The sequence below is a fragment of the Kitasatospora sp. NBC_00315 genome (assembly GCF_041435095.1).
Taxonomy (GTDB): Bacteria; Actinomycetota; Actinomycetes; order Streptomycetales; family Streptomycetaceae; genus Kitasatospora.
Genome location: NZ_CP108025.1, coordinates 8,079,060 through 8,095,988, shown reverse-complemented (window position 1 = coordinate 8,095,988; position 16,929 = coordinate 8,079,060). Strand labels below are relative to the sequence as shown.

Below are 16,929 nucleotides of genomic sequence, written 5' to 3'. Positions count from 1 at the left end.
AGGCACACACAGAGGATGTAGGAGGTTCGGCATGGTGCGAAGCGAAGCGAGAGCGCACGGCGGCCGGCGCGGCCGGGGGGCGGTGTTCGCCGTGCTCGTGGTGGTCCTCGGGCTGTTGGCCGGGTTCGGCCAACGCTCGGCCTGGGGCGCGGGTAGCGCGGCCTGCCAGGTTTCATGGACGAACAACGAATGGACCGGCGGCTTCACCACGCAGGTATCGGTAACCAACTCTGGTGCGGCGGTGAGTGGTTGGAAGCTGACCTGGACGTTCGCCGCCGGCCGGCAGGTGACCTCGGCCTGGAATGCGCAGGTGAGCCAGAGCGGCACTACCGTCACTGCGAGCAGCCTGAGCTACAACGGGGCCGTCGCCAGTGGCGGCTCGGTGGCCTTCGGGCTGCAGGGCACCTGGTCGGGCGGCGACCTGACCCCCACCGACTTCGCCTTCAACGGCGCCTCCTGCCAGACCGGTTCGGGCACCACGCCCCCGACGCCCACCATGAGCAGCACCCCCACTCCTACCCCCACCCCCACTCCTACCCCCACCACCACGACGTCCCCGCCCACCCCGCCCCCCACGCCCACCGCCACCGCAACCGCCGGCGGAGGCGCCGGTTGCTCCGGGGCCGTGGTCTGCTCGGGCTTCGAGGATCAGAGCGGCAGCAGCCTGACCGGTGACTGGACCGTCGCCGCCCCCGACTGCTCGGGCAGCGGCACCGTGACCGTCGACACCTCGGCCGCCCACAGCGGCAGCCGCTCACTGCGGATCAACGGCCAGGCCGGCTACTGCAACCACGTGTTCGCGGCCACCACCAAGGACATCTCCTCCGTCGGCCCCGTGGTCTACGTCCGGTACTGGGCGCGCCACACCACCGCGCTGCCGACCGATCACATCGCCATGGTCACCATGGAGGACGCCGACAACGGCAACAAGCACCTGCGTCTGGGCGGCCAGAACGGCGCCCTTCAGTGGAACCGCGAGTCCGACGACGCCACGCTGCCCGCGCAGAGCCCGACCGGTGTCGCGCAGAGCGTGCCGTTGCCGGTGAACCAGTGGGTCTGCATCCGCTTCGCCGTGGACACCACCAAGCAGTCCATGGACACCTGGTTGAACGATCAGCAGGTGCCCGGCCTGCACGACGATGGCGTCCCCACCGCGGACGTCGACCAGCAGTGGCTCAGCCGCACCACCGCTCCGCGGCCGATCACCCTGGACCTCGGCTGGGAGGCCTACGGCAACGGCGCCGACACGCTCTGGTACGACGACGTGGCCCTGGGCTCCTCTCCGCTCGCCTGCTGAACGGCCGTCGCCACGGCTGGGACTGCGCCCGCGTGCTCCGGGGTGTCCGCTCTCGTCGACCGGTGGGCTTCGCCCCCCCCGTTATGTTTTTCGCGGTCCTGCAAGAGGGCCGCTGGCCTCCGGGCCCGGCATGACTGTGTCCTCCTGTCGAACAGATGACCTGGGGGGTGGTGTCACCGGGCCCGGGAGGTGCCGTCGGAGACGCTGATGAGAGGTCCGGCCACCGTCCGGTCCGGCGCAACGCCGGACAGTCCGCGGGCGGCAGGTCTGCATAACGTGGATGCGCGCGCACGACACCCACGCCGAGGCCAGCCGGTTCAACTCGCCTGGAGGGGCGCGATGTTCGATACGGAAGACGTGGGCGTGTTCCTCGGCCTGGACGTCGGCAAGAGTACTCATCACGGTCATGGGCTCACCCCGGCCGGGAAGAAGGTCTTCGACAAGCAGCTGCCCAACAGCGAGCCGAAGCTGCGAGCCGTTTTCGACAAGCTGACCGCGAAGTTCGGCACCGTCCTGGTGATCGTGGACCAGCCCGCCTCGATCGGCGCCCTGCCACTGACCGTCGCGCGAGACGCGGGCTGCAAAGTCGCCTACCTGCCCGGCCTCGCCATGCGCCGGATCGCCGACCTCTACCCCGGCGAGGCCAAGACCGACGCCAAGGACGCCGCCGTGATCGCGGACGCCGGCCGCACCCTGCCGCACACCCTGCGTTCGCTGGAACTCACCGACGAGATCACCGCCGAACTCACCGTCCTGACCGGCTTCGACCAGGACCTCGCCGCCTAGGCCACCCGCACCTCCAACCGGATACGCGGCCTGCTCACCCAGTTCCACCCCAGCCTGGAGCGCGTCCTTGGCCCCCGCCTCGACCACCAGGCCGTCACCTGGCTTCTTGAACGCCACGGCTCGCCGGCCGCCCTGCGCAGAGCCGGCCGCCGCAGACTCATCGAACTCATCCGGCCCAAGGCCCCGCGCATGGCCCAGCGGCTGATCAACGACGTCTTCGACGCGTTGGACGAGCAGACCGTCGTCGTCCCGGGCACCGGCACCCTCGACATCGTCGTGCCCTCCCTGGCCCGCTCACTCGCGGCCGTCCAGGAACAGCGCCGGGCCCTGGAAGCCCAGATCAACACCCTACTGGAGGCCCACCCTCTTCACCCGGTCCTGACCTCGATGCCCGGCGTCGGCGTCAGGACCGCCGCCGTCCTGCTGGTCACCGTCGGCGACGGCACCAGCTTCCCCACCGCCGCCCACCTCGCCTCCTACGCCGGCCTCGCCCCCACCACGAAGTCGTCAGGCACCTCGATCCACGGAGAACACGCACCCCGAGGAGGAAACCGGCAGCTCAAACGCGCCATGTTCCTCTCAGCCTTCGCCTGCATGAACGCCGACCCCGCCTCCCGCACCTACTACGACAAGCAACGAGCCCGCGGCAAAACCCACACCCAGGCCCTCCTCCGCCTCGCCCGCCAACGCATCAGTCTCGGCGACGGGTGAAAACTGGTTCTGGATCACTTTCCGTGCCAGGGCCACGGAGGGTCACCGAAGCCGCGATCATGAACCCTCGTGACCGACGCGCTCCTCCAAGACCTCTGGTTCCACCGAGCCGACGACGTCGTGCTCAACACCATCGCCATCCGAGACGAGCTGGTGACCGTCCAGGCCGCCGCAACGACCGGCATCATGCGGCGTGGAGGACGCGTTTGCGTAGGAGGTCGAAGTTGGCGCGGCCGAACATCTGGCGCTTCAGCATCTTGATCTTGTTGTTGTGGCCTTCGACGGCGCCGGAGCTGTAAGGCAGGCTCAAACCGGCGATGACGGCGTCGAGGTCCTGGCCCAGGCCGGCCGTGAAGGTGTGCAGGGCCGGGATCGAGTCGGCCTGCACGTGTGCGATCCAGTCCGTGAGCTGGCGTCCGTGGCGGTTGTTCATCAACTCGGCGAACGCCCGGACGTGCTGGGCGGTGCGGTCCAGAGCAGGGCACCGTGCCAGGACCTCCTTGAGCCCCTGGGTCTGGTCTTCGTCGAGGCTGTCGGGGTGGCGGGTGATCCAGCTGGTCACGTCCCTGGTCGAGGGCTTCCTGCGGGGCGGATCGGCGCGCGGGAAGGCCTCCCGCAGCTTGCGCACGTAGGCCTTGACGACTTGCTCACCGCCGGGATAGCCGCGTTCCCGGAGTTCTTCGAACAGGCGGCGGGCGACGGTGCAGCCCTGGGTCCACCGCTGGTGAATGTAGGGCTTGTAGGGATCGAGGATGCTGGTGCGGCCCGTCCACTTGCCGACCAGCAGTTCGTCGGGGTCCGTCGCGTGGGCCAGGCGGCGGACGGTGTTGCGGGCCAGATCCAGGCGGCGCGCGATCTCGCGCAGCGCCACTCCGGTCTTCATGAGCGCGTGGACGGCCGCGTGCTGTTCGCGGACGCGATCGGACAGGCGCCCGGTGCGGCGAGGACCGGCTTCGGTCGGCTCGGGCAGCGGGCCGTCTGCCGACAGTGCCGGGTGATCGGCGGCTGTCGCGGGTGGTTCGTACAGCAGTGCCCGGTGGTGGACGACGGTCTTCTCGACGGCTTCGGCGAGGTTCTTCCAGATGTGCCACCTGTCTGCCACGTGGATCGCGCCGGGGGCGCCGAGTCGTCCGGCTTCGGCGTAGGCGGCGGAGCGGTCGCGGCAGATCACCTGGACGCCGGGGTGGGCGGCCAGCCAGCGGGAGACGGTCTCGACGGTGCGGTCGGGTAGCAGGTCGACGGGGCGGCGGGTCTCGATGTCGACCAGGATCGTCGCGTAGACGTGCCCCTTGCGCAGTGCGAACTCGTCAACGCCCAGAACGCGTGGCGTCGTCGGCGCGGTCTCGGGCAGGGCTCGTATCAGCCGCAGCAGCGTCGACCGGCTCACCGGAGCAGCGAGCACGTCCGCCAGCCGGGCGCCGGCACGGCCCGCGAGCATGAGGGCCACGTGCTGGAGAGCGGTCTGCAGGCCCTGGCTCCCCCGCCCGTGACGGAAAGTCAGACCGGGCACCTGCTCGGCGAACGTCGCCTGCGGGCAGGCTTGTTGGCAGCACCGGAACCGTCGGACCTGTAACTCGATGACCACACGCCGCTGGCCCGCCGCCGTATCGTCCAGACGGCGTACGTACCGGCTGTGGACTCGCGTCGAGGTGGTTCCACAGGCCGGGCACTCGGCCCGGCCGGTCGTTGCGGCGGCCTGGACGGTCACCAGCTCGTCTCGGATGGCGATGGTGTTGAGCACGACGTCGTCGGCTCGGTGGAACCAGAGGTCTTGGAGGAGCGCGTCGGTCACGAGGGTTAATGATCGCGGCTTCGGTGACCCTCCGTGGCCCTGGCACGGAAAGTGATCCAGAACCACGGTTCAACCGCCGCCGACAATCAGCGTCCTGTTCGCCATGCTCCGCGACGGCACCCTCTACGAGTCCCGAACCCCAGCCGTCGCCCTCGCCGCATGACCACCCCAAACAACACCAAATCCGGCACCACGTCCTTGACGAAGGACATAGAGGCACCCCCCCGGCGGGCTGGTGCCGTCCTGGTCGTCGGCGGGTGCCCGGCACTCAGGTCCCGGACGCGCGTGCGGTCCGGGACCCTGCGATGGCGAACGGCTCCGCCGGGATCCGGCTGCCACTCTTCCTGTGCTTGCCCTCCCCAGCGGGTGCCACCCTCGCGCCCGGCATCCTGCCGCCGGTGCGCATCGATCTCCCGGGCGTCCTCGGCCCGCCATGCGATTACGGCGTCGGGGTGTTCCCCCGACCGACCGGGTCGTTTCGAAGACGGGCTGGGCGGTTACCCCTGGGTGGTCACGAGGGGGCGATCGGCTCACTGCGGGTTCAAGCGGTGAACGCTTCGGGTGACATGGGCGGGTGCGGCGCGGTGAGGGTCCTCACAGACCGAAGGGCACTACGACGCTCGGTAGGAGCCGTCACCGACGAGACCCGCGCCGCGTCCCCGTCGGCGTTCCCGACCGGCGCAGTCCACTGTTGTCGCAGGTCGACGGCGCTCCCCCGGCGGCGACGAGTACTGGAGGACCGCCCGGTGCGCCGGCCGTCGGGGCCCGGTCCGCGGCTGCTGCTACGCGCCGTCGTCGTAGTGGGGGGTCTTGGCCGGGGCGTCGCGTCGCGTTAACAATTGCGGAGTCGATGGCCGCGCCGGCCCTGTCCGCCAGGCGCAGGCTTACCGCCGCATCCCGCCCGAGACCCTTCGAGCCCCTGTCCGGCTCACGGTCACCAACGGACGGGACGCGGCCCAACCCGATTGAGGTCTTCTTCTTCATGCCCGCTTTCAAGCTTCGTATGCGCACCTCCGCCGCCGTTCTCGCCGGAGCCGCCGGCCTCACCGCACTCGGCGCCGGCCTGCTCCCCGCCACCGCCAACGCCGCCACCGCCTCCCCCCAGACCCTCGCCGCCCAGATCGTCCCCGCCGGCCAACTCGCCTCCTTCAACCAGATCATCACCCACGAATCCGGCTGGAACATCCACGCCACCAACGCCTCCTCCGGCGCCTACGGCCTCGCCCAAGCCCTCCCCGGCTCCAAGATGGCCTCCGCCGGCGCCGACTGGAAGACCAACCCCAGCACCCAGATCAAGTGGGCCCTCGGCTACATGGACTCCCGCTACGGCAGCCCCAACGCCGCCTGGACCTTCTGGCAGACCCACCACTGGTACTAAAAACCACCCCACCCCACCGGCCAGGACCACACCCCCAGCGCCCCAGGCGCCGGACAGGGAACCCAAGGGCGCACGAGGCGGCCCGGCACACCACCCCGTGCCGGGCCGCCTCGACCCGTACCACCAGGCCGTCAGTCGTGGCCCTCGACCAGCGGTGAATCCAGACGTGCGGTCCTTGCCGGAGGAGGCAAGCGTGCACAGCGGCAGACGCACCTCCTCCGCGGTGAGTAGGAACGACGCATCTGCGACCAGTCGATGTCGTGAAGTCCGTCGAACATGATCAACAACGCAGGGCGGCTTCGTAGAAGCGGCGGACCACATCCTTGTTCGTCTCGGCCTGGGTGGGGTGGTCATCGGAGATCACGTGATCTCCCGGTCGTACGAGGGATCCGGGATCGTCACAAGTCCCAGGTGTCAGCCCGGGGTAGGACGGCGCGCCGAGGCGCCGGTCGCTGCGGCGCGCGCACCCGGTCAGGCGATGGGTTCGCCGAACCAGCGGGTGACGGCGTTCTGGAACGTCTCCGGGCCGGGGGCGTGCCCCTCGGCCCAGGCGACGACGCCGTCGGGCCGGATCAGCAGAGCGCCGAATCCGAGGTCGTCGGCGACCGGGCCGGGGACGTAGCGGATGCGGTCCTTCCAGCGGGCCGCGGTTTCCCGCAGGCGCTGGTCGACGGTGAAGTCGAGGGCGACGCCCTGCCCTTGGCGCAGCAGGTCGCCCAGGTGGCTGCTGTCGCCGAAGCGGAAGTCCGGAGCGGTGAAGCCGACGGCCGGCTGGTCGCTGCCCAGATCGTAGTACTGGGCGAGCCCGGAGGTTCGGCGATGGACGTAGGTGGTGCCGTCGATGGTGCGCAGCAGGTCGTGGGCCAGCTGTTGAAGGGCCGGAGCGTTGGGGCCGGGCTTCATCGTGGCGACCTGTGCGCGTGACCAGTCGAGAATGGCGGCGCCGACGGGGTGGCGTTCGGTGGTGTAGGTGTCGAGCAGGCCGTGGGGGGCGGTGCCGTGGAGAGTGGCGGCGAGCTTCCAGCCGAGGTTCATGGCGTCGCCGATCGCGAGGTTGAGTCCCTGGCCACCGAGCGGGGAGTGGATGTGGGCGGCGTCGCCGGCGAGCAGGAGGCGGCCGTTGCGGTAGGTGCTGGTCTGCATGGCGCGGTCGGTGAAGCTGGAGGCGAGGTGGACCTCCTTCAGCGTCACGTCGGTGCCGGAGATGCGGCGCAGGACCGTCTGGAGGTGCTCGCGGGTCAGCGGTTGGGAGCGGTCGAAGGCGCCGCCGTCGAAGTCCATCATGCCCAGGTGCCCTTCGAAGGGCGTGCGCAGGTACATGCCGGTCGCTGTCAGGTTGAAGCCCGGCTCCAGCTTGCCCGGGTCGTCGAAGGTGACGCGGGCGACGTAGCCGGTGAACAGGGGCTCGGTGCCGACGAAGTCGAAGCCGGCCAGCCGGCGCACCGTGCTGCGCCCGCCGTCGCAGCCCACGAGCCAGCGCGCCCGGTAGTCGTGTCCGCCGGCCCGTGCCAGGACGCCGTCGCCGTCGTCCTGGGTGACGGCTTCCAGCGGGGCGCCGCGCACGATCCGTGCGCCGAGCGCGGTCGCCCGCTCCTGAAGGACGCCGGTGACCGCTTCGAGGCTGGTCATGATCCCCTCCATCGCCGGGCCGGGCAGCCGGGACGGGAGGGCGCCGGTGTCGATGTCGGCGGCGTCCAGGCGTATGCCCGCGAAGTGGCTCACGTCGCGGGGCGCGGGCGGCTCGTGCGCGTCGGGGTGCGCGCCGACCTGCCGCGGGTCGGCGCGCGAGGCGTCCAGGAGTCGGGGGAGCATCCCGCGGCGGTAGAACGTCTCGACGGACCCGGCGTTCAGGCCACGCATCCCCAGCGGGAGCGCCTTGAACGGTGAGGCTGCCTGCGGGTCCTTCTCCAGCACCAGGACCGAGCAGTTCGCGAGGGCGAGTTCGCCGGCGAGGAACAGGCCCACCGGCCCTGCCCCCACGATCACCACGTCGTGCATGTGGACTCTCCTCCAATTCGCGGGCTCCCGGCCTGGCCGGGCTCGTCGAGCCAGGACCCGCTCCGTGAGACCCGGAGCTGGGGGCTTGGAGCACTGCTCCAATATTGGAACGGTACTCCATATTGGAGCAGCGCACCAAGCCTGGCAGGATGAGGGCATGAGCACACAGGCACCCCAGTCACGAAGGCGCAGGCAGGTGCTGTCGCGCGAGCGCATCATCGAGGCGGCGGTCGGGTTGCTGGACACGGCCGGGGAGGAGGCCCTGACGGTCCGCGCACTGTCCGAGCGCCTGTCCACCGGGTCCGGGGCCATCTACCACCACGTGGGCACCATGGGCGATCTGCTGCAGGCCGCGACCGGGAGCGTCGTCGCCGCCGCCCTTCCCGCCTTCCCCGCCCCGCAGGAACCCGCGGCGGCTCCCGGGGCCGCCGGTACCGGCGGGGCCGAGATCCGCGCCGCCGCCCTCGGCCTGTACGACGCCGTCGCCGATCACCCCTGGCTCGCGACCCAGCTCGCCGTGCAGATCACCCGCAACCCCTGGGGAGCCGTGACACCACGGGTCTTCGAGAGCATCGGCCGGCACGTGCGCACCCTGGGCATTCCGCGACGCACATGGTTCGCCACGACCTCGACGCTGGTCCACTACATCCTCGGTGCCACCAGCCAGAACGCCCAGCCCCCCGGTGCCTCCCGCGAAGGCACGGCTCCACAGGCAGATGCAGAGCGCGCCGAGTTCCTCGACTCCGCCTCCAGGGCGTGGCAGAGCCTCGACCCGGACGACTATCCGTTCCTCCATGACATCAGCGACCAGATGCGCCGGCACGACGACCGGGAACAGTTCCTCACGGGCATCGACCTCATCCTCGCCGGCATCACCGCCCTCAGCCGCCCCGCCTGACTGCGTCCGGCCGAAGCAAGCTCGCCGACCGACGGTGGCGCAGGCGGTGAACACCACCACCACGCTGCGCAGCAGGTCCACATCGCCGCACGGGCCTCGTACTCACCATCGCCGCTGTGCCGCTCGGCGTGCGCACCGCCGCTCCCGGAGCCGCCGCGACGGCTCGATCCCCCGCCCATGCGCGAGGATTCGGCGCCGGCCGTCGGCTGCGAGACCCTCGGGTGGCGATCGTGGGCGGCAACGACGGGCGGGCCGACGGGCGGTGGCGCTCGCCCCGTCAGGACGGCGGGCGCTCCCGACCGGGACCTCGCCCGGGCGGGGGGGTGCCCGCCTCGCCGGGTCGTGCCGCCGTCGGAGGTCGGGATCAGCCCTGGCCGCCGGTCTGCACGGTGGATTCGCGCTGGACCAGCCGGGTCGGCAGGATCAGCGAACTCGGGTCCCGGCCGGCGACGAGGGCGAGGAGCATCCGTGTCATCTCCCGGCCGAGGGCCTGGATGGGCTGGTGGATCGTCGTGAGCGGCGGATCGGACACCTCGGCGACCGGCAGGTCGTCGAAGCCGACGACTGCGACGTCGCGAGGAACGGCGCGGCCGGCGCGGCGCAGCGCTCTCAGTGCGCCGGCCGCCATGTTGTCGTTGGCGGCGAAGACGGCGTCGGTGTCCGGGTGCCGGGCCAGGAGTGCGTCCATGGCGCTGATCCCGCTGAGTTCGGTGAAGTCGCCGGGTTCCTCACCGTGGGGGGCGAGCCCGGCCAGGGTGAGGGCCTCGCGGTAGCCGCGGTGGCGATCCCGGCCGACGTGCGTGTCCAGTGGGCCGGCGATCATCGTGATGCGGGTGCGGCCGAGTGAGATCAGATGCTCGGTGGCGGTCCGGGCGCCTCCGGCGTTGTCCACGTCCACGAAGGAGGGGACGTCCTGCCCCAGCGGTCGTCCGCCGAAGACCGCGGGGATGCCCGCGTCCTGAGCGAGCCTCGTCAGCGGGTCGTCCTCGCGCAGGGCCATCAGCATGACGCCGTCGACGGCGCGGGTGTGCAGCAGTTGGCGCACACGCTGCTGTCCCCGGGCGGAGGTGGCCAGGCAGAGCACCAGGTGGAGGTCGGTCTCCTCCAGTACCGTGGTGGCGCCGGCGACGACCTGGCCGAAGAACGGGTCGGCGAAGACCGCGGGATCGTCGCCCGCCACGATGAGGGCCACCGCGCCGGCCTGTTGCGTCGCGAGTGCCCGGGCGGTGGGGTTGGGCACGTAGCCCATCTCCCTGATCGCGCGTTGGACGGCCTCCCGTTTGTCGCGGCTGACGTGGGGTGCGTTGTTGAGCACCCGCGACGCCGCGGTCCGGGAGACACCCGCCCGCTCGGCCACCTCGTCCAGGGTGGGCCGTCGGCGCGTCGATTCGTCTGTCACGGCAGTTCACTCCGGTCTCGGTACCTTCAGGAGGGTAGCGCCCCGGTGGGAATCCGGCCGAACCGAACCGGAAGCGCTTCCATATCTGGACAGTACAAGGATCAGCCCTCCTCGTGAAGAGCAAGCGCCGTCGGCGTCTTGACACGGGCTGGAAGGCGGCTTCACGATTGCCCCGCGGCGGATGTTCGCTCGAATCCAACCGGAAGCGCTTCCACAAGAGGCATTCCCGGGCGTCCCACCTGGGCGCTGGACGCACTCAGCGGCCGGTCCTTGCGGCCGGTCCGCCGACTGCCCCCGACGCTCCGGGCCACCACCACCGCGTCCCGCCCGACGTCGCGCCCGCCGCCCCCAACGCGGCGGCACGGCGATCCCCCACCCGAGAAGAGGCCCCACCATGCGCAGGCCCACCCGTCTGACCGCAGCGATCCTGCTCGCCCTTCCGCTCGCGCTCGCGGCCCCCACCGCCGCGCACGCGGATCCCGTGTCCAGCACCAACGGCTTCTACGTGGACCCCGGCAGCAGCGCTGCCGCGTGGGCCGCCGCCAACCCCGGCGACGGACGCGCCGCCGCCATCAGCGCCTCCATCGCGGCCAAGCCGATGGCCCGTTGGTTCGGCAACTGGAGCGGCACCATCGGCACCGCCACCGGCGCCTACGTGGGCGCGGCCCAGGCCGCGGGCAAGCTGCCCGTCCTGGTCGCCTACAACATCCCGGACCGCGACATCTGCGGCGGCCAGTCCGCCGGCGGCGCGGGATCCGCCGCCGCCTACGACACCTGGATCGCGGCCTTCGCGAGCGGCATCGGCAGCCGTCCCGCCGTCGTCGTCCTCGAACCCGACGCGCTCGGCGACCAGAGCTGCATGACGTCCGCCCAGATCTCCAGCCGCAACGCCCTGCTCAACAACGCCATCACCCAGTTCAACAACAAGGCCCCGAACACCTGGGTCTACCTCGACGCCGGAAACCCCGGCTGGATCAGCTCGTCCACGATGGCCCAGCACCTGAACGCCGCCGGCCTCAGCCGCACCCACGGCTTCTCCCTGAACGTCTCCAACTTCTACACCACCGCCGAGAACACCGCCTACGCCGGTTCGGTCAACTCGACCCTCAAGTCCTCCTACGGCTACACCAAGCCCTTCACCGTCGACACCAGCCGCAACGGCAACGGCTCGAACGGCACCTGGTGCAACCCCGCAGGCCGGAAGACCGGCACTCCCACCCAGCTCGGCGGTGGCGCCGAGATGCTGCTGTGGATCAAGGCTCCGGGCGAGTCCGACGGCAACTGCGGCGTCGGAGCGGGCTCGGCCGCGGGCCAGTTCCTCCCCGAGGTCGCCTACAAGATGATCTACGGCTACTGAGCCCCTCCCACGGCTGAAGGCCGCAGCCACCCGCACAGCCCGGCCCGGCGCGCCACGACCCGTACCCGGCGCGCCGGGCCTCCCGCCACTACCTTCGACCGCACCCCGAAGCCCGAGGAACCTGATGACACACCGCCTGCCCAGAACCGTGCTCCCCGCCGCCGCCGTCGCGCTGGTACTCGGCCTCGCCGCCCCCGCCACGGCCGCACCCGCACCGCCGACGGCCGCCGACCACACCCTGCCCGCCGGGACCCGCTTCCACGTCGACCCCGACAGCGACGCCGCCCACCAGGCCGTCACCGACCTGAAGAACCACGACCTGGCCGGCGCCGCGACGATGGCGAAGCTGGCGAGCTGGCCGGAGGCCACCTGGTTCACCGGCGGCACCCCCGCCGAGGTCAGGAGCAAGGTGGAGAAGCTGATGCGGGACGCCCGGCGTACCGGCACCGTCCCCTCGCTCGTCGCCTACAACATCCCGCTGCGCGACTGCTCGCTGTACTCCGCCGGCGGAGCGCAGTCCGACGCCGAGTACCAGGCGTGGATCAAGGCCTTCGCGCAGGGCATCGGCAACGGCAAGGCCGTCGTCGTGCTGGAACCGGACGGCCTCGCGAACCTGCCCTCCGACTGCGGCCCCGACTCCGATCCCACCGGCGCCCTCACCTCCGGCCGCATCGGCGACCTCAACGCCGCAATCGACGCCCTCGAAGGACAGCCGGGCACCTCCGTCTACCTGGACGCGGGCAACAGCCACTGGAGGAGCGTCGGCGACATCGCCCAGCGTCTGATCCAGGCCGGCGTGGCCCGCACCCAGGGGTTCTCGCTCAACGTCTCCAACAACCTGGCCACCGACCTGAACACCCACTACGGCACCTGGGTCTCCGACTGCCTCTGGTTCGCCACCAAGGGGCCGGCCTGGGCCAACGGTCACGCCGACTGGTGCGCCGGCCAGTACTACTCCCCGAACGCCCCGAACGACGGACAGCCGGGTCATGCGGTGGACCCGGACGACGCGACCACCTGGCACTGGACCGACGACTGGTTCCAGCAGAACGCCGGCACCCCGCCCACCGACCAGCTCACCCACTTCGTCGTCGACACCAGCCGCAACGGCCGCGGCGCGTGGACCCCGCCCCCGGGCAAGTACACGGGCGACCCGCAGACCTGGTGCAACGCACCCGACCGCGGCATCGGCGCCCGACCCACCGCCGACACCGGCGTCCCGCTGGTGGACGCCTTCCTCTGGGTCAAGACCGTGGGCCAGTCCGACGGCCAGTGCAACCGCAGCATCCCCGGCGGCACCGTCGACCCCGAGTACGGCGTCGTGGACCCCGCCGCCGGCGCCTGGTGGGCCGACCAGGCGGCGTCCCTCGTCCGGAACGCCGTCCCGGCGCTGACCTTCAATCTCAACCTGCGCTGACCGCCCGCCCCGGAGAGGGACCGGAGCGGATCACCGGCACCTGCCGGTCCGCGCCCCGCTCCGGGTACGACCTTCCCGGAGCGACCTTCTCGGTGGAGGAGATCCGGGTGCAGGGGTCCAGGTAGGGGAGATCCGGGTGCAGGGGGTCCGGGTGCAGGGGGTCCGCTCTCGGAGAGGGGCCGGGGGTGCTCCGGGGTATCCGGTGGGAGAACACCGGATCGATCCGGCCGGGGCACGGGAGGTCGGCCCTCGCCCGGGCGAGTCGGCCAGGCGGTGCTGTGCCTGACCCACTCGCCCAGGTGGGGACCGACCCCGGGCCCCGACCATGCCTGGCGGTGCTACTCCGGTTCGTCCGGCCGGGTGGGGCCCGGAGCGCCGCGGGCACGGTCGGGGTCCGCCTTCGGTTCCGAGCCGTCCGGCCGGGCCGTACCGGGAGGTCACCGGGGGCGGCCCGGCCGCGGTCTCCGCCCATGACGCGACGCTCGGGCGCCGCCGTCGCTCGCGGGTCAGGCGTGCCGACCGCGGTCCGAAGCGGGCCAGACGTAGGGCAGGTCGTCGGGCACGCCCGGAAAACGGGACCGGTAGAAGCCCGGGTCCTTACGGACGAGTGAGGACTGGTGGCTGCGGTGGAAGGCGTCCGTCCCCAGCCACGGCGGGATCTCTCCCGCGCGAGCCAACTCCTTCTGCGACCGCGCAGGCCCCTGCCCGCAGGAGCGCAGGCCCTCGGCGAGAGAGACCGCGCAGGAGTCCCGGCGACCCTCAGCGGTCCAGACCCCGCAGATCTCCAGCCCGTAGCGCACGAGCGCCTCCTCGTACCCCGTCCACATGCGCACCGCCGGGTGGTGGCGCCACCCGTAGCCGGGGACGATGAGCCCCCGCAGCACCTGGAGGGCCTCCACCCGCTGCTTCCCGAGCCGCCGCTGGTCGAGCGCCGCGGCGGACGCGGTGAAATCCGCAAAAGGCAGGAAGGTCTGCACACGCCCATGGTGCCCGTCCGACCCGGGCTCCGCGCGCGGCCCCGGGCATCGCCCGCGGCGGGGGCGACGGCGGGGGCGACGGCAGGGGCGACGGCAGGGGCGACGGCAGGGGCGACGGCAGGGGCGCACCCGCCGATCCCTGCCCCGCGGAACGAGGTGCGGGTGGCGCCCGCGCACGGCCGGTTCCGGAGCACGGGCTGTGGTGTGACGAGGACTTCGCCGGCTGGTACCCGCGAGACGCGCGTCCCGGGCTCTCGCCCGTCCAACTGGCCGCTGTCAGCGGGCGATCGAGATCGCGAAGGGCGTGAATCCGCTGGACCGAATCACGTGCGGCACGAACAGGATCGCGGCCTCCGTGGCGCGGGCGGTCTGGATCCCGCCGAGGTCGGTGATCCACTCCGTGCGCCAGCCGAGGTCGGTGAGCAGTTCGCGGACGGTCTGCTTGGCCTGCGGGTTCTCGCCGGAGAGGAAGGCGTCCGGCGCCTGGGTGAGTATGGCCGGTGCGGTCATCACTGGGAAGAGCATGGTGTTGAGTGCCTTGACGACGTGCGTTTCGGTCAGTGCTTCCTGGAGTTGCTCGGCGAGGCTCGAGCCGGGGTAGAGCAGGTCGGCGGGTAGTCCGTCCGGTCCGTCGACGGTGGCGTTGGAGACATCGAGGAGGATCTTGCCCTGTAGCTCCTCGCGCAGGGCGACGAGCCGCTCCAGCGAGCCGGCGCCCGGGGTGGCGTTGATGACGACCTCGGCTGTCCGGGCAGCGCGGGAGGCGGCTCCGGGCGAGCGGTCCGCCACCGTCACCTGATGTCCTGCCCGAGTGAGGGCTGTGGCCAGGTTGCCGCCGACGCGGCCGTTTCCGAGAACTGCGATCGTGGTCATGAGGAGGTGGTCCTTCCGTACGGGTGAGTCGTGATGTGCGGTCAGCGCGCGAGCGTGGCGAGGGCCTCGGCGTGGACGCCGGGCGCGGTCGCGAGGAAGCTTTCGCTCTGCGGTGTCCAGGGGCGGCCCTCCGCGTCGGAGATCCGTCCGCCCGCCTCGGTGACGAGCAGCACCCCGGGAAGCAGGTCCGCGCGGGCGCCGGCGAACTGCCAGAAGCCGTCGATCCGGCCGGCGGCCACGTTCACCAGGTGCAGGGTCGCGGGCACGGCGGTGCGCACGACGAGCGCGTCGAGGAGCATCGCGGTGATCGCGGATCCGACGCGTCGCACGACCTTCTCGTCCTCGTCGGGCCGGGCCTGGCTGGTGGCCACGATGCTCAGGCCGAGGTCCGTGGTCGGGGAGACGTGCAGCGGCCGGCCGTCGAGATGGGCGCCCGCGCCGGTGAGCGCGGTGTAGGTCTCGCCGGTCAACGGAAGGTGGACCGCGGTGAGGACCGGCCGGTTGTCGCGCACGAGGGTGGCGGTAACCGCCCATTCCGGCAGGGCGTGCAGGTGGTTGACGTTGCCCTCGGCCGGATCCACGACCCACCATTCTCCGGGCGGCAGTGCCCCGCCGTCGAGCTCGTCCTCCACCCAGCCGGCCTGCGGGCGCAGGTGCGTGAGGCGGGGGCGCAGGATGTCGAGGACGGCGTCGTCGTTGGCGGCGAGCGCGCGCATCAGCTCTTCGCGGGTCCGGTGGCGGACCACGTCACCGTAGCGCTCGCGCAGCGCGGAGCCGGCCGCGCGCAAGGCGATCGCGGTCCGGGTGAGCAGGTCGGCGTCGGAGGCGGCGAGGTCGGTGGTCTGAAGCGATTCGGACATGGCGGTGCTCCTGTCTGAGGAGGGGGATGAGGCCGGTCGGGCGGACCTGGTGCGTTCCGTCGTGCGCTCTCGTCTCGAAGATAGGCAGCCCCTTCATTAACTTCAAATGCATGTCAGGAACGCTTAGAGTTACTCACATGCAATTGGATCTGAATCTGCTCACCGCGCTCGACGCCCTGCTGGAGGAGGGCAGCGTGGCCGGTGCGGCCGCGCGCCTTCATGTCACCGCCCCCGCGATGAGCCGGAGCCTCGGCCGGATCCGGCACACGACCGGGGATCAGATCCTGGTGCGCACAGGCCGGACGATGACACCGACGCCGTATGCGATCGCCGTCCGGGGGCAGGTGCACGAGCTTCTGCACCAGGTCCAGGGCGTGCTGGCACCGAGCCGTGAACTCGATCTGGCGACGCTGGAGCGCACCTTCACACTCCGCTGGCACGATTCTCTGGTCGCCCTGAGCGGCCCCGCACTGCTCGCGGCAGTGCGCGGGCAGGCACCGGGCGTGCGATTGCGCTTCGTCGCGGAATCGAGCACCGACACCCCCGGCTTGCGGCGCGGCGAGGTCGACCTGGAGGCGAACGCCAACCGTCCGAGCGCACCTGACATCCGTGCCGAGAACGTGGGCGAGACCCGCCTGGTCATCGCCGTGAGGCAGGGGCATCCCCTCACCCGCGTCACAACCGTCACCGCGCAGCAGTACGCCGCCGCCGAACACGTCACCGTCTCTCGACGTGGAAACGTCAGCAATGCCCTCGATGACGCCCTCGCTCGGCTCGGCCTCAGCCGCCGCGTGGTCGCGACCGCCCCCACCGAAGCGGCCGCGCTGGAGTTCGCGCGCAGTTCCGATCTCCTGGTCAGCGTCCCCGAAGCCACCACGCGCTCCGCGGTCACCGACCTCGGCATGGTCGTGCTCCCCCTGCCACTCGAACTGCCCTCGGCATCCGTGTACCTGTCGTGGCATCAGCGCTACGAAACCGACCACGCCCACGCCTGGCTGCGCGGGCTGGCGCGCACCACGCTGACCATGTCCGGCGCCTCATCGCCCGCGCCGTCCGGCCGCTCCACCCGCACATCCACGCGGCCACTTTGACGCACGCGGAGCCTTCGCACTCGGCCCGGCGACGGCCCGTCCGACCTGCCTGAACTCGCGGTCAGGACGCCGGGATCTGAACCTCACGGAGACGC

General features: G+C 71.5%; 12 protein-coding genes and 1 pseudogene. 7 read left to right on the top strand and 6 right to left on the bottom strand.

What is annotated here, in order from left to right; genetic code table 11:
- Nucleotides 1-31: 31 nt before the first annotated feature.
- Both OG823_RS33575 and OG823_RS33570 read left to right on the top strand, forming a co-directional pair.
- Nucleotides 32-1,297 (top strand): cellulose-binding domain-containing protein, encoded by a 1,266-nt coding sequence (locus tag OG823_RS33575; RefSeq protein WP_371484135.1) that lies wholly within the window; start codon nucleotides 32-34, stop codon nucleotides 1,295-1,297.
- A 339-nt stretch (nucleotides 1,298-1,636) separates the two neighbouring features.
- Nucleotides 1,637-2,794 (top strand): annotated as a pseudogene (locus OG823_RS33570) (IS110 family transposase).
- Between the two features lie 184 nt (nucleotides 2,795-2,978).
- Here the strand turns inward: OG823_RS33570 and OG823_RS33565 are convergent.
- Nucleotides 2,979-4,652 (bottom strand): ISL3 family transposase, encoded by a 1,674-nt coding sequence (locus tag OG823_RS33565; protein ID WP_371484134.1) that lies wholly within the window; start codon nucleotides 4,650-4,652, stop codon nucleotides 2,979-2,981.
- A 916-nt stretch (nucleotides 4,653-5,568) separates the two neighbouring features.
- On the opposite strand from OG823_RS33565, the gene OG823_RS33560 reads away from it, so the two are divergent.
- A complete protein-coding gene (locus tag OG823_RS33560; RefSeq protein ID WP_371484133.1) occupies nucleotides 5,569-5,964 on the top strand; it encodes a transglycosylase SLT domain-containing protein in 396 nt (131 codons plus the stop codon).
- Nucleotides 5,965-6,435: 471 nt separating this feature from the next.
- Here the strand turns inward: OG823_RS33560 and OG823_RS33555 are convergent, their stop codons facing one another.
- Entirely contained in the window at nucleotides 6,436-7,962 is a 1,527-nt protein-coding gene (locus OG823_RS33555) for an FAD-dependent monooxygenase (RefSeq protein WP_371484132.1), read from the bottom strand.
- 157 nt (nucleotides 7,963-8,119) lie between these two features.
- Between OG823_RS33555 and OG823_RS33550 the strand changes: the two genes are divergently transcribed.
- Nucleotides 8,120-8,860: a TetR/AcrR family transcriptional regulator gene (locus OG823_RS33550; protein ID WP_371484130.1), complete on the top strand. Its 741-nt coding sequence runs from the start codon at nucleotides 8,120-8,122 to the stop codon at nucleotides 8,858-8,860.
- Between the two features lie 364 nt (nucleotides 8,861-9,224).
- Here the strand turns inward: OG823_RS33550 and OG823_RS33545 are convergent, their stop codons facing one another.
- Nucleotides 9,225-10,259, bottom strand: a complete 1,035-nt coding sequence (locus OG823_RS33545; RefSeq protein WP_371484128.1) for a LacI family DNA-binding transcriptional regulator — start codon at nucleotides 10,257-10,259, stop codon at nucleotides 9,225-9,227.
- Between the two features lie 394 nt (nucleotides 10,260-10,653).
- Here OG823_RS33545 and OG823_RS33540 point away from each other — a divergent pair, with 394 nt between their 5' ends.
- Together OG823_RS33540 and OG823_RS33535 are read left to right on the top strand one after the other, a co-directional pair.
- A complete protein-coding gene (locus tag OG823_RS33540; protein ID WP_371484127.1) occupies nucleotides 10,654-11,616 on the top strand; it encodes a glycoside hydrolase family 6 protein in 963 nt (320 codons plus the stop codon).
- A 124-nt stretch (nucleotides 11,617-11,740) separates the two neighbouring features.
- Nucleotides 11,741-13,033, top strand: coding sequence for a glycoside hydrolase family 6 protein (locus OG823_RS33535; RefSeq protein WP_371484126.1), 1,293 nt, complete (start codon nucleotides 11,741-11,743; stop codon nucleotides 13,031-13,033).
- A 506-nt stretch (nucleotides 13,034-13,539) separates the two neighbouring features.
- Here OG823_RS33535 and OG823_RS33530 read toward each other — a convergent pair.
- The 3 genes from OG823_RS33530 to OG823_RS33520 all read right to left on the bottom strand — a co-directional run bounded on the left by OG823_RS33530 (nucleotide 13,540) and on the right by OG823_RS33520 (nucleotide 15,743).
- Nucleotides 13,540-14,010 (bottom strand): MSMEG_6728 family protein, encoded by a 471-nt coding sequence (locus OG823_RS33530; RefSeq protein WP_371484125.1) that lies wholly within the window; start codon nucleotides 14,008-14,010, stop codon nucleotides 13,540-13,542.
- A 276-nt stretch (nucleotides 14,011-14,286) separates the two neighbouring features.
- On the bottom strand, nucleotides 14,287-14,883 hold the full coding sequence (locus OG823_RS33525; protein WP_371484124.1) for an NADPH-dependent F420 reductase: 597 nt from the start codon (nucleotides 14,881-14,883) through the stop codon (nucleotides 14,287-14,289).
- Nucleotides 14,884-14,924: 41 nt separating this feature from the next.
- Entirely contained in the window at nucleotides 14,925-15,743 is an 819-nt protein-coding gene (locus tag OG823_RS33520; RefSeq protein WP_371484123.1) for an inositol monophosphatase, read from the bottom strand.
- A 137-nt stretch (nucleotides 15,744-15,880) separates the two neighbouring features.
- On the opposite strand from OG823_RS33520, the gene OG823_RS33515 reads away from it, so the two are divergent.
- A complete protein-coding gene (locus tag OG823_RS33515; RefSeq protein WP_371484122.1) occupies nucleotides 15,881-16,834 on the top strand; it encodes a LysR family transcriptional regulator in 954 nt (317 codons plus the stop codon).
- Nucleotides 16,835-16,929: the final 95 nt, after the last annotated feature.